The sequence below is a fragment of the Desertivirga xinjiangensis genome (assembly GCF_024436435.1).
Classification (GTDB): domain Bacteria; phylum Bacteroidota; class Bacteroidia; order Sphingobacteriales; family Sphingobacteriaceae; genus Desertivirga; species Desertivirga xinjiangensis.
Genome location: NZ_JAFMZP010000003.1, coordinates 396,562 through 410,292, shown reverse-complemented (window position 1 = coordinate 410,292; position 13,731 = coordinate 396,562). Strand labels below are relative to the sequence as shown.

The following is a 13,731-nucleotide window of genomic DNA, read 5'->3' as shown; positions in this document are numbered from 1 at the left end:
AAAGGTTTTTACTATTTTTGAGAGCTATGATACATGTACATTCCTTTGTTAACAATCCATATCAGGAAAACACTTACATCTTATTTGATGAAAGCAGACAGTGTGTTATTATAGATCCGGGAATGTATACCGGAGCCGAACAGAATGCGATTACAAAATACATAGCTGAACAAAAACTTAGCCCTGTTCTTTTACTGAATACCCATTGCCATATCGACCATGTTTTAGGCAACAAATTCGTATTTGACACCTATGGCTTGAAACCTCAGTTTCATGAGGGTGAACTACCGCTTCTTACAGCCGTTCCATCGTATGCTCCAGCGCAGGGATTTCAGTACGAAGTTTCTCCTTTACCTGAAAGATTTCTCCCTGAAACAGGAAGTATCAATTTTGGAAACAGCGAACTCGAAATTATTTTTGCACCTGGACACTCACCTGCACATCTCTGCTTTTACAGCAAAACCGAAAAAATAGTAATCGGCGGCGATGTTTTATTTTACGGGAGTATCGGTAGAACTGACCTTCCAGGAGGTAATCACGCTCAGCTATTGTCCAACATCCGCGAAAAGCTTTTTGTCCTGCCCGACGCTACAATTGTTTATCCCGGACATGGAAGAGAGACAAGCATCGGCTTTGAGAAGCAGCATAACCCGTTTTTTTAACACACTGATGTATTAACCTCAATGAGCTGCTCTTGAATACTTCCTATTATATTGCGCGACGATACCTCTTTTCTAAGAAATCATTAAATGCCATAAATTTTATTTCTAGCATTTCCATGCTGGGCGTTTTTGTGGGCAGTGCCGCACTAATCATCATACTTTCAGTTTTTAATGGGTTTGAAAACGTGATATTGTCAATGTACAATACTTTCACGCCTGAAATCAGAATTGAACCGTCAAAAGGCAAAACGTTCGATCCCTCGGAGGTAGTGTTCACTTCCCTTAAAAAAGACAGCAGGATATCTAATTATACTGAGGTCTTACAAGAGAAAGCACTCCTGAAATATGACGACGGCCAATACATCGCCATGGTAAAAGGAGTTTCTAAAGATTTTCTAAAACGCCAGAATCTCGACAGTACACTATTACAGGGAGCTTTTATACTTGAGGCAGAGGATACTCCCTACGCGGTGATTGGTTCAATGGTGCAGTTTGCGCTCAGCATAAACGTTGGCGATAACTTTAGAGACCTTCAGGTATTTTCACCCAATAAGGGGAAGTCAAACTCACTTAATCCCGCAGAAGAGTTCACCGTAAAAACAATACATCCTATCGGGGTTTTTCAGATACAACAGCAATTTGACGAATCGTTAATTGTTCCTTTAACTTTTGCAAGAGAACTACTTGGTGAAGAGAAAAATATTTCTGCAATAGAATTGTATCTTAAAAAGGGCGAATCGGCAGCGAAGTTTCAGGAGGAACTTATCCAAAAGCTAGGCTCAGAGTTTCTTGTAAAAAACCGGGTGCAGCAAAATGAACTACTATACAAGATCTTAAATACTGAAAAATGGGCGATATTTTTCATCCTTACCTTTGTTCTTATCATTGCAGTTTTTAATATCATAGGATCCCTGACAATGCTCGTGATCGATAAGAAAAAAGATATTGCCATTTTAAGCAGCATCGGGGCAGACACTGCGCTAATAAGAAATATATTTTTCGTGGAAGGAATGATGATATCGCTGATAGGCTGTATCGCCGGAATGTTTGCCGGATATGTTTTCTCAGTTCTTCAACAGAAATATGGGTTTATAAAAATGGCAGAAGCTGATTTTATAACCGACGCCTATCCTATCGGGATCAACTGGGTTGATTATGTGTTGATATTTGTAACAGTTGTCCTGATATCTACAATAGCTTCTGCCGTCTCATCGCGGTTAAGTGTAAAACACCTTAACAATAGTAAAGATGAATTATAATAACTATAAATATCTGCCTGGTATAAGATAATTCTTAACATAGTCTTCCACCCCCTCTTCCAGTGAATGGAAAGGCTTGTGGTAACCTATAGCCTCCAGCTTGCCCATTTTAGCTTCGGTAAAGTACTGATACTTATCCCTGATATCTTCCGGCGTGGGTACAAAACTGACATTTGGCTCTTTGTCCATTGCTTTGAACGTATTAACGGCCAGATCCAGAAAAGTACGAGCTTTACCCGAGCCTAAATTATAGATGCCGGAATCTTTGCGATGATGCATTAAAAAATACAATACTTCCGTTACATCTTTGACGTAAACAAAATCTCTTTTCTGCTCACCATCCTTAAAATCAGGGTTATGTGATTGGAAAAGCTTCATTCCCCCCGTCTTCGTGATCTGGTTAAACGTATGGAATACAACCGATGCCATACGTCCTTTGTGATATTCATTAGGTCCGTAAACGTTAAAAAATTTCAATCCTGCCCAGAAATAAGGTTGTCTTTCTTGTTTAAGCGCCCACTTATCGAACTCGTTTTTAGAATCACCGTAAGGGTTAAGCGGCTTCAACTCATCCAGCCGCGTTTCATCATCATCATAGCCTGCCTCTCCCAAACCATAAGTAGCAGCAGAGGAAGCATACACCAATGGCAAGCCGAATTCAACGCATATATTCCAAATATCCTGGGTATATTGAAGATTCAGTTTCTTTAATAGTTCATAGTCAAACTCGGTAGTATCTGTCCGGGCTCCCAGGTGAAAGATAAACTGAACATGAAGTTGATTTTCTTTTAGCCATCCAATAAACTCATCGCGATCAACTTTTTGAGAATAGCGCTTAGCTTCGAAATTCTTATTTTGTTCTTCATTAGAAAAGTCGTCAACCAGAACCAGGTCATAGTAACCTTCATCGTTCAGTTTTTGTATTAAACAGCTGCTGATGAATCCCGCTGCACCTGTAATTATTATCATATATATCTTATTTTAAGAATCTTGTGTTAAAAAAATACTTTTTTCTAGTCTAGGAATAATTCCGTTCTCTAAGGCAACATCGAAAAGCAGCTGCACTGCCTTTCTACCTTCAGAGCCCAAATTTATTGAATATTTATTAACGTACAGCTCGATATGCTTATACATAACTTCCTCCTGCATAGCCTGTGCATGCTCTTTGATGAATGCAAGTCCCGATTTCGGATTAGCAAACGCAAACTCCACACTTCTCCTAATCGCCCTGTTTACCTTTAACTGTATGTCTTCAGGCAGATCTCGTTTGATCACAATTCCTCCCAGCGGAATCGCACAGCCGGTTTTTTGTTCCCAATATTCACCAAGGTCAAGTACTTTATTCAAACCTTTGTCCTGGTAAGTAAACCTGTTTTCATGTATGATCAGGCCGAGATCGATGTCTCCTTTTGTCAGTGAATCCTCGATCTCTGAAAAGTGTATTTCTTTTTTGTTTATAGCTTCAGGAAAAGCCACGCTAAGAAGAAAATTAGCAGTGGTAAACTTCCCCGGAATGCCAATTTCAAGATTAGGAATCTCCGACTGTAGGGGCTCCGGCCTCCTGGAAATCAATAAAGGCCCAACTCCGAAACCAAGGGCACTACCTGAATCAAGAAGCACATACTCATTCAAAGCATAAGCAAATGCATGGAAACTTAATTTCGTTATATCAAGTTCTTTCCTGAACGCTTTTTGGTTCAAGGTTTCGACATCATCGTAAAACACTTCAAATTCTAGTCCCTCAGTATCTATTTTGTGATGGATGAGGGCGTCAAAAATAAAAGTATCATTAGGGCATGGTGAAAATCCAAGACTTAGTTTCATATATTATCTATCAGCTCTATTAAACATTTATTTAGGTTTTTTACAGCCAGGGGAATATCCCAGTTTTCACGGTTACGCCTTTCCACATAATTGGAGATACTCCTGATTTGAATATAGGGTAACCCTGATTGGCTACAGGAGTAAAAAAAAGCAGCGCCCTCCATACTTTCTATCTGGGGATTTAATCTGGCAACTATACTACCTATACTTTCCTCCGTGCCATGAATCCGGTTTACGGTTATTGCGCTTACCGGCTTTAAAGAACCTAAAAACGAAGCGCTTATCAAAGAACCAGGGGAATCAACATAAGTACTATCACCAAAACCCAGTTCGTTTACAGGGATAAAAGCGTCTCCATCTTCAGCACCAAGTTCGGCCAGACAGTCATTTATTACCCGTACTATATCCCCCGGCTGCAAGCGTCTGTCGAAAGCACCAGCAATTCCGGCATTGACTGCCAGATCAAATGCTCCGTTTGACAGAACCTTTCCAAGATTAAAGGCAGTGGCAACCATTCCAACCCCTGTAACTAACACCTCTATTTCATGCCTTGCCGCTGTTCCAGACAGACCAGGCAATTCGAAATGAGAAATAAATGGTTGAATTTCCAGCTGAGTGGCTGACACCAACAACAATTTCATCTGGCAAAGTTACATATTGATTGATTTTAATTTCATCATAAAAGTCAATCCCGGGTCAGATATCCCCAACAAGACCCCAGCAGAAATCGCCGGAGGTAAAATTTTATGTAAGTTTGCAATTATTTATTATAGAAATGATTTACATCACCCGCAGAGAGCAATTCAATGCAGCCCATAAATTATTCAGGGAAGAATGGAGCAATGAGCAGAACAGAGAAGTATTTGGAAAGTGCTCAAACCCGAACTGGCATGGTCATAATTACGAATTATTTGTCACAGTAAAAGGAAACGTAGATCCTCAAACAGGCTTCGTAATAGATCTGAAAGTATTAAAAGAAATCATCCGTACCCATATAACCGACAAGCTTGACCATAAAAATATAAACCTTGATGTCGATTTCATGGAGGGCAAAATGGCATCTACTGAGGTTCTTGCAATGGAGATCTATAAACAACTGAAATCTCAGCTCGATCCTTTAAATGTCGCAGTGCATAGTATAAAACTTGTCGAAACCGAAAATAATTTCGTTGAATATTTCGGCGAATAATCAATTCATCATGGAAGAACAGTCGAAAAACTATATGGCAGAGGAGAACGAATTAGATGGCTATGTCAAAATAGACCGGTACAATCCTCAGAAAATAGAGAGCATTGCCTCTCATTATAGCCAGATCCTGTCTGACCTTGGTGAAGATCCAAGTCGCGAAGGGCTGCTGAAGACGCCCGAGCGGGTAGCAAAAGCGCTCCAGTTCCTTACACACGGTTACGACCTTAAACCAGAGGAAATTTTAAGAGGTGCTATGTTTAAGGAAGAATACAGCCAGATGGTTGTAGTGAAGGATATTGAGGTGTACTCCATGTGCGAGCATCATATGTTACCATTTTTGGGAAAAGCACATGTTGCCTATATACCCAACGGCCAGATTGTAGGTCTGAGTAAGATCCCGCGTGTAGTGGAGGCCTATGCTCGCCGGCTACAGGTTCAGGAACGATTAACTAACGAAATCCGCGATTGTATTCAAAACACCCTTGAGCCATTAGGAGTAGCAGTGGTGATTGAATGCAAACACCTTTGTATGAGTATGCGGGGTATCCAGAAACAAAACTCTGTTACCACAACATCAGCTTTCACAGGAGCTTTTGTTAACGACAAAACCCGCTCAGAGTTTTTAAGGCTGATAACGGCGAGCCTTGATTAAGGCTACTTTAAATAATTCATATTAAAACATAAATGAAAGCATACGTATTTCCAGGGCAAGGTGCTCAGTTTCCAGGAATGGGAAAGGACCTCTACGAACATTCTGACAGAGCAAAGGAACTATTTGAAAAAGCTAACGAAGTTTTGGGCTTCAGAATAACTGACATCATGTTTAATGGCACCGATGAGGACCTGAAACAAACCAACGTTACACAACCCGCTATTTTTCTTCACTCCGTAATACTGGCTGATGCTCTGGGAGACAACTTTAAACCAGAAATGGTTGCCGGTCATTCATTAGGTGAATTTTCGGCCCTGGTTGCTGCCGGAGCATTAAGCTTCGAGGACGGACTAAGACTGGTTGCTGCCCGCGCCAACGCCATGCAGAAAGCCTGCGAAATCCAGCCCTCTACTATGGCTGCGATCCTTGGCCTGGACGATTATACCGTTGAAGAAGTTTGCGAAATGGTAAGTGAAGTTGTGGTTCCGGCAAATTACAATTGTCCGGGCCAATTGGTAATATCAGGAAGCATTGAAGGTATTGACAAAGCTTGTGCCTTACTGACCGAAAAAGGGGCAAAAAGAGCGCTCAAACTAAATGTCAGCGGGGCATTTCATTCTCCATTAATGGAGGCTGCAAGAGCAGAGCTTGAAACTGCCATATCGGAAACCCAGATTGTGCCGCCACGTTGTCCGGTCTATCAGAATATTGATGCTAAACCTTATACTGATCCCGAAAAGATTAAACATAATCTGATTGCCCAGCTAACAGGCGCAGTTCGGTGGACTCAAACAGTTAAGAAAATGCTTGAAGACGGTGCTCATTCGTTTACGGAAGTTGGCCCGGGAAATGTGTTACAAGGTTTGATTAAGAAAGTAGACAGAACAATTCAAACAACAAGTGCCGCTTTCTAGTTTACTCTTATAATACAAAAAAGACAGATGCGTACTGCACCTGTCTTTTTTATGCTACTTTTACTAAAACCTTTATTACGTGAGTGCTACTTTTAAAATACGGCTACTTTTATTTCTACTTACTATTAGCTTTGCCGCTACAGCACTTACACTTCATTTCACTTTCGATAAATCCGAGATCCTTGACTTCGATGCGAAGTTGGTAGAGCGGAACTTAAATAAAAAGGAAAGATTCGTAAGTGCTTACCTCGCTGAACCGACTAATTTCAAGAATCTCCAAAATATCCATCATAACCCCAGCCTGGCTACTCAGATCATTGAAAACTTTGGAGACGAGCGTTCTATTTATGTGTTTACTTATCAGAAAAGCCAGTTGGTGTTCTGGGGATCCAATAATATTGCACCGATTACTGATGCTGGCCTAAAAGAAGGTTCCAGTTTAATAAAAAGTCAAAATGGCTGGTATCAGGCTTTAAAACGCTCGTCGGGCACATTTTCAGCTGTCTTTCTTATTCCAATAAAATCAGAATATCGGTTTCAAAATAAACATCTCAAAAATATCTTCGCACCCGACCTTATCAACGAAAACAACATTGAAATTGCTGATTACAACGACAAACAGGTTTATAATATAAAAACCGCTGAAGGAAAGTATCTATTTTCGGTAAAGCTAAAATCTGCAATCACAAATACCTTCTATTCCAAGCTGGAATTATGGATCTGGCTGCTTACAGCTCTTTTCGCCACCATATTCGTGAATTATGTTTCCATCCACTTTTCAAATAAAGGATATGTGAAATCAAGTATTCTCTTTTTCTTCCTATATTTCCTTATACTGCGGATAGTAACGCTAGAATTCTCATGGTTTGACACCTATTTCGACGTCCCGGTTTTTGACTCAAAATTCTATTCCGGAACTTATTTCTTCCCAACGCTTGGCGATTTTATACTGAATGCAGTGATGGTAAGCTGGTTCATTTGCTTTATCTACAGCTACCGTTTTGAAATCACCCTCTTTGACAAAAAATTCAACAAAGCTTCGTCCGTAGCTATATTCACTTTATTAGGCGTGATCATCTACCTGGTAGCCTATCAGCATAATGAGATTTTTTACAGCCTCGTTATCCGCTCCAACATTAACTTTGATCTCACAAATGCCATATACCTGAACGCTCATAGCTGGCTTGGAGTTCTTTTAATGTGCGTTGCGATCTTTAATGTATACCTTCTCATCGAAATTGTACTTGTAATCGGTCAAACCCTTTCCTTAACTAACCGTGAACGATTGTCCATATTTCTGACTGGAGTATCATCTATATTATTCATACAGATCATATTTAATGCATTCAGCATATTTGTTTTGTTTTTTGCAATCATCATCTTCCTGCGGGGCTGGGCATTTTATAATAAGAACCATAGTTACAAACTTGTCATATTTCTCTTCTCGACACTCGTATTTGCAATTATAGCGTCCGTTAAACTGGCGGCATTTCAATACACCAAAGAGAGAGCAAACCGTCAGGAGATAGCTCACAAGCTTGAAGCCGCAGACGACCCGAACGCGGTTTTAATGTTTTTTGCCCTTGAGCAAGAAATCTTAAAGGACCAGGATGTTATCGATTATTTCGAAGAGCAGCAACATGGCAAAGAAAAGCTCCAAAAAAAATTAAGGAAGCTGCATTTTGATGGCTACTTGTCGCGATACGATTTTAAGATCTATCCTAACTGGGAGGGATACAGTATTCCAGAAACAGATACAAAGGCCTTAAAGCATTTTAAAAACTTGGTTGTAGCTGGCTCTATTAAAGTTTCCGAATATTTTTACAGAGTTAATAACACATTCGGCTTTCAGCATTATTTCGCACTCATTCCTATCCGTCAGGGAGAACACCATCTTGGGACTCTCGCCCTTGAGTTAGAATCGAAAACATTCAAAGAGCAGGCATCTTTCCCGGAAGTGTTAGCAGATGGAAAAATTAATAGCGACGAACAGTTAAATAATTACTCATTTGCATTTTATAGCAAGGGGCGATTACTTAATCAAAACGGCAATTACATTTACAATCTCATTAACAATGATTTTCCAGCCGAAACAGGGAAATATGTTTATATTGAAAAAAACGGGTACAGCCATATAATTTATAAATCCAATGCCACAAAGGTAGTTGTGGTTAGCAAGCCAGTCATTACCTGGGTGATACAGCTCGCCTCCGTATCTTTCTTGTTTCTGGTCCTTCTTTCATTTTCGGTCACCATTATACTTATCCACCAGATCTGGGTTATTTTTCACGATGATAATTTTCGCCTTAATGGCTACAGATGGAGCTACCTGATATCGAGAAACAGGATTTTATACAAAACCAGGATACAGGCATCTCTGGTTGCTGCTATTGTGGTTACTCTTTTAATCGTCGGCGGGATTACCTACTTCAGCATCAGCCAGCAGTTCAGACAGCAAAAAGAGCAGGAACTTGTGTTGCAGGCCGATCAAATTAAAAACGCTATCGAAAACAATGACATGTTCAACAAAGGACTTTCTTCCTCAAGCGAAGAAGCACTGCAATCCTTTGCTGAAATTAATGCCACGGATCTTAATCTTTATAGCACTTCTGGAAAAATGATATTTACTACCCAGCCAAATATCTACGATTATGGATTTATATCTCCATTGATGAATGCTATGGCTTATACCTTCCTAAACAAATACCAGCGCTCAGAATTTTTAAATCATGAGCGTATTGGGAAGATGGAATTCATATCGGTATACAAGCCTATCAGAGACAGCAAAAACGAAACTATTGCTTACCTCAGTTTGCCCAACTATTCTAATGAACACGAATATGATATTCGCGTAGGTTCATATCTAAATACCCTCATTAATGTTTATGCCCTGGTACTGGTAGTGATTGCTCTTTTTGCTATCTTCCTGGCCAATGAGATCACTTATCCACTTACTCTCGTTGGTAAGAGTCTTGGTCAGATACAAATAGGGGCAAAAAACGAGCCTATTCAATGGAAGAGTAATGACGAGATCGGCGGTCTGATTCAGGAATACAACAATATGATTGCAGCCCTCGAAGAAAATGCCCAAAAACTTGCACGCTCCGAGAGAGAATCAGCCTGGCGGGAGATGGCCAAACAGGTAGCTCATGAAATTAAAAATCCACTCACTCCATTAAAACTGGGAGTTCAATTGCTTGAAAAGTCCTGGAAAGAAAAGGACCCGAACTTCGATAAAAAGTTTGAAAAGTTTAGCAAATCATTTATCGAGCAAATAGAGAGCCTTTCCTTAATTGCGTCGGAGTTTTCCAACTTTGCCAAAATGCCCGATACTCCATTCGAGAACATCAACATATCTGAAACTATTGACAAGTGTATTGACGTATACCGTAACAGTGCGGATCTCAATATCTCATTTACGAAGCTTAGCGGAGCAGATGTAATCGTCAAAGGAGGAAAGGACCATCTACTTCGAATCTTCAATAACCTCATTAAAAATGCAATTGAAGCTATACCTGATTTCAGAAAAGGGAATATCGAAATTGTTCTCAGCACAGCCGGGAAGAACGTATATATCAATGTCAAGGATAATGGAAAAGGGATACCTGAAGACTTGCGGGAACGGATATTTAATCCCAATTTTACTACAAAAAGCTCTGGTACTGGTTTAGGATTAGCATTTGTCAAACAGGCTATCGAAAACATGTATGGCAGTATACGCTTTGAAACAGAACAAAATAAGGGTACAACATTTTATATTATTCTTCCTCTAGCTTCCTGATGCTGAAATCGTTTACTATATGGGCCAGCTGTTTCATGCTGTTTGGCTCAAAAGTATTCGGTCAAAACTTGCATCGCCTGAAATCAATCGAGGGTACTGCGGATACGCTAACAATTGACACCCTAAGTATTGTTCCCGGATCGGTCAGCATCACTTATGAGGGAAATACAATCTCCCGGGAAACGTATAAAATGGATGCGGCCAAGTCTGTTTTAATCTGGATAGAGAAACCAGGCGTTTCACCGCTTGAGATTAAATACCAGGTTTTCCCGGTGCTTTTTACGCGCAGGTATTCGAACAGGTCGGCCATAGAGGTGACTGAAGGAGTGATCAGTAATGAGGACTTTGAACAACAAACTACATTCCCTGAAAAGAACACACTTTTCAGCTTAGAAGGGCTGAACAAAAGTGGAAGCATTTCAAGAACTGTCGGTGTTGGGAATAACCAGGATCTTGCCTTAAATTCTAACATGACTTTGCAACTCGCCGGAAAGATCACAGAGGATCTGGAAATTCTTGCAGCGATATCTGATGATAATATTCCAATTCAGCCCGAAGGGAACACTCAGCAGATAAACGACTTCGACAAAGTCTTTATTCAGTTAAAGCGTAAGAACGCTTCGCTCACCGGAGGTGATTTTGAGCTAAGAAGGCCCGACAGTTATTTCATGAACTTCTACAAAAGAACACAAGGAGGCTCCTTTTCTACCCAGTTTTTCTCAAAGAAGGGCTGGAACTACAAAACCAGTGTTTCCGCGGCCGTGGCAAAGGGCAGATCATCCCGTATTTCGATAAACGGCATCGAGGGAAACCAGGGACCTTACCGAATCACAGGCAGCAATGGCGAGCAATCGATCATAGTACTTTCAGGAACAGAAAGGGTGTTTGTAGATGGTCTCCTGGCAAAAAGAGGTCAGGAAAACGACTACGTCATTGATTACAATACGGCTGAGATAACCTTTACGGCGAGACGACTTATCACTCAAAACAGCCGGATAATTGTAGAATTCGAGTACTCAGACAAAAACTACGCCCGCACACTCAGTTACTTCAACCAGGAGATTTCTAAGTCGCGCTTTGCCATTAAACTCAATTACTACAACGAGCAGGATAACCGGAACCAGCCTTTTCTTCAGGAAATCACAAACGAACAAAAGGGCTTTTTACAGGCGGTGGGCAATAACATCAATCAGGCTTACTTCCCGAACGTCGACACTGTAACCTTTAATGACAATGAAATCCTGTACAAGCAAATTGACACATTGGGTGGCACCGGAGTTTACGTGCAAAGCATCGACCCAGCTCTGGCCAAATACAGACTTGGCTTTTCATATGTGGGATCGAATAATGGTAATTATCAGTTAAAGCCAAACTCAGCGGCTAATGGAAGAGTGTTCGAGTATGTTCCGCCAGTTGCTGGAAACAAACAAGGCAGCTATGAACCCGTTACGCTGCTTATTACCCCTAAAAAACAACAGCTCATTACGCTCGGCACCGACTATAAGCTATCCGCGAACACGCTTATCAGTTCGGAAGTGGCTTTAAGCAACAATGATGTAAATCTTTTTTCAGACATCGGAAATAAACAAAATCAAGGGTTCGCACTGAAGCTTTACGCAAAAAACGAGTCACGGCTTGGGAAGCAGGACAGCCTGGCTACGCGCTTAATAACAAGTGCAAGTTACGAACGGACATCATCGGCTTTTAAACCTATAGAACGGTATCGGCCCGTCGAATTTGAACGCGACTTTAATCTGCATGGCCTACCTTCCCTTAAAAACGAACATTTAGCCAGTGTGGCCTTCAGCCTCTTTAAAGATATTTCAAAGAACCTCAACTACCAGTTCAATACGTTTATCAAGGAAAACATTTACACCGGATATCAAAACAGTCTCAATGGGTCTTACGACTGGCGAAAGTACCGGATACGCTACTCCGGGAATATTTTGAACTCATCTTCGGTGCTTAATAGGGGAAGCTTTTTCCGGCAACAGGCAGATCTTAGCCGTCAGTTTAAGGCCTTTATAGCCGGTATCAACTTCGAACAGGAGCTAAATCGGACAAAGCAGGAAGACGGTTTCCTGGCGCTGAACAGTTTCGCGTTTGATCAGTACAAAGCTTATCTGGTCTCAAATTTCGGATCTGGCAATTCTGCCAGGATCGAGTATAGCAAACGTTATGACCAGCTGCCTTCACAATCAAAACTGCTTAATTCGTCTCTTGCAAACATCATTTCAGGAGAGGTCAACCTATCAGCGAACCCAAACTCTGTACTAACAATTACTTCTACTTATCGTGATGTTAAATACGCCGAGCATATAGCGAACGACAATGAAAACACGCTTTTGGGACGAATAGATTATACCCTAAGCTTATTAAAAGGCTTTGTAAATAGCAATATTTTTTATGAATTAGGTCCGGGGCGAGAACCAAAACGCGAGTTCTCTTATCTTGAAGTGATTACTGGCCAGGGTGCTTATACATGGAACGACTATAATCAAAATGCAATAAAAGAACTAAATGAATTTGAAATAGCCCGGTTTCAGGATCAGGCAAAGTACATCCGTATATACCAAAATACAAACGAATTTATCAACACTGATTATACAACGGCAAATTATACACTTCGCCTAAGCCCGGCCCTATTGTGGAAAAGAAAAGCGGGATTCCAGAAGTTCCTCAGTCTATTTTCCAGCCAAACTGCGTTTAAAACTGAAAGAAAGACCAGTGGCGTAAAAGGCTTCCAGGCTTACAATCCATTTGCGGGTGTCGCTGCTGTACATCTTATATCAGATAACACGTTTTTGAGAAATACTTTATTTATAAACAGGAATAGCCCTGTTTACGGTATTGATCTTAACTATCAAACTTCCGGAAATAAATTATTACTTATTAATGGCTTCGATACCCGAAACAGAAATGAAGGCGGTGTAAGACTTCGATGGAATATACAAAAGACCAATTTCGTTCTGGAGACAAAACGGGGCATTAAAAAATACCGGTCAGAACTATTCACTGAAAAAAACTATCAGATCAACTTCCTGGAATTTTTGCCTGAAATAAATTATCAGTTTAACAACAATATGCGTCTTAGCTTTAACGGATCCATTACACAACAAAACAACCAAATAAACAGTAAAGAAGAATCAACAAATTACAAGGTGGGATCTGATATTCGGTATAATATTTTGCGCAAAGGCACCATCAATTCAGGCATCAATCTCGTAAAAAATAAATTTAAAGGAACTCCTAATACTTCCTTGTCCTTTGAGATGCTGGAAGGCCTGCAGACAGGCAATAATATCATCTGGACGGCAGGGCTCCAGCGTACGATAACACAGGGAGTACAGCTTAATATTGGATATGAAGGAAGGAAATCGGAAGCTGTAAGAACAATACACACCGGTTCTTTGCAGTTCAGGGCTTTTTTCTGAAAAGACATGATACAAG

General features: G+C 40.6%; 10 protein-coding genes. 7 read left to right on the top strand and 3 right to left on the bottom strand.

Annotated elements, in window-relative coordinates; genetic code table 11:
* Nucleotides 1–26 precede the first annotated feature (26 nt).
* Both J3P37_RS09920 and J3P37_RS09915 read left to right on the top strand, forming a co-directional pair.
* Entirely contained in the window at nucleotides 27–662 is a 636-nt protein-coding gene (locus tag J3P37_RS09920; protein ID WP_256010954.1) for an MBL fold metallo-hydrolase, read from the top strand.
* A 116-nt stretch (nucleotides 663–778) separates the two neighbouring features.
* Nucleotides 779–1,921, top strand: coding sequence for an ABC transporter permease (locus J3P37_RS09915; RefSeq protein ID WP_369414073.1), 1,143 nt, complete (start codon nucleotides 779–781; stop codon nucleotides 1,919–1,921).
* Nucleotides 1,922–1,924: 3 nt separating this feature from the next.
* Here the strand turns inward: J3P37_RS09915 and rfaD are convergent, their stop codons facing one another.
* From rfaD to mqnB, 3 genes are read right to left on the bottom strand one after another with little or no spacing between them, the layout of a single operon-like run.
* Nucleotides 1,925–2,890, bottom strand: a complete 966-nt coding sequence (rfaD, locus tag J3P37_RS09910) for an ADP-glyceromanno-heptose 6-epimerase (protein ID WP_256010952.1) — start codon at nucleotides 2,888–2,890, stop codon at nucleotides 1,925–1,927.
* A gap of 12 nt (nucleotides 2,891–2,902) precedes the next feature.
* On the bottom strand, nucleotides 2,903–3,745 hold the full coding sequence (locus J3P37_RS09905; protein WP_256010951.1) for a menaquinone biosynthesis family protein: 843 nt from the start codon (nucleotides 3,743–3,745) through the stop codon (nucleotides 2,903–2,905).
* Nucleotides 3,742–4,386 carry a futalosine hydrolase gene (gene mqnB / locus J3P37_RS09900; RefSeq protein ID WP_256010950.1) on the bottom strand — a complete coding sequence of 215 codons (645 nt, stop codon included), beginning with the start codon at nucleotides 4,384–4,386 and terminating at the stop codon, nucleotides 3,742–3,744. Before mqnB ends, J3P37_RS09905 begins: the two co-directional genes overlap by 4 nt.
* A 134-nt stretch (nucleotides 4,387–4,520) precedes the next feature.
* On the opposite strand from mqnB, the gene J3P37_RS09895 reads away from it, so the two are divergent.
* From J3P37_RS09895 to J3P37_RS09875, 5 genes are all read left to right on the top strand, one after another.
* Entirely contained in the window at nucleotides 4,521–4,934 is a 414-nt protein-coding gene (locus J3P37_RS09895; protein ID WP_256010949.1) for a 6-pyruvoyl trahydropterin synthase family protein, read from the top strand.
* Between the two features lie 10 nt (nucleotides 4,935–4,944).
* Nucleotides 4,945–5,586 carry a GTP cyclohydrolase I FolE gene (folE, locus tag J3P37_RS09890; protein WP_256010948.1) on the top strand — a complete coding sequence of 214 codons (642 nt, stop codon included), beginning with the start codon at nucleotides 4,945–4,947 and terminating at the stop codon, nucleotides 5,584–5,586.
* Between the two features lie 32 nt (nucleotides 5,587–5,618).
* The gene (gene fabD / locus J3P37_RS09885) at nucleotides 5,619–6,500 is read left to right on the top strand and encodes an ACP S-malonyltransferase (RefSeq protein WP_256010947.1); all 882 of its coding nucleotides are present in this window, start codon (nucleotides 5,619–5,621) and stop codon (nucleotides 6,498–6,500) included.
* Between the two features lie 79 nt (nucleotides 6,501–6,579).
* Nucleotides 6,580–10,281, top strand: a complete 3,702-nt coding sequence (locus tag J3P37_RS23110) for a sensor histidine kinase (protein ID WP_256010946.1) — start codon at nucleotides 6,580–6,582, stop codon at nucleotides 10,279–10,281.
* On the top strand, nucleotides 10,281–13,715 hold the full coding sequence (locus J3P37_RS09875) for a DUF8818 domain-containing protein (RefSeq protein ID WP_256010945.1): 3,435 nt from the start codon (nucleotides 10,281–10,283) through the stop codon (nucleotides 13,713–13,715). The genes J3P37_RS23110 and J3P37_RS09875 overlap by 1 nt, the downstream gene beginning before the upstream one ends.
* The last annotated feature ends 16 nt before the right edge of the window (nucleotides 13,716–13,731 follow it).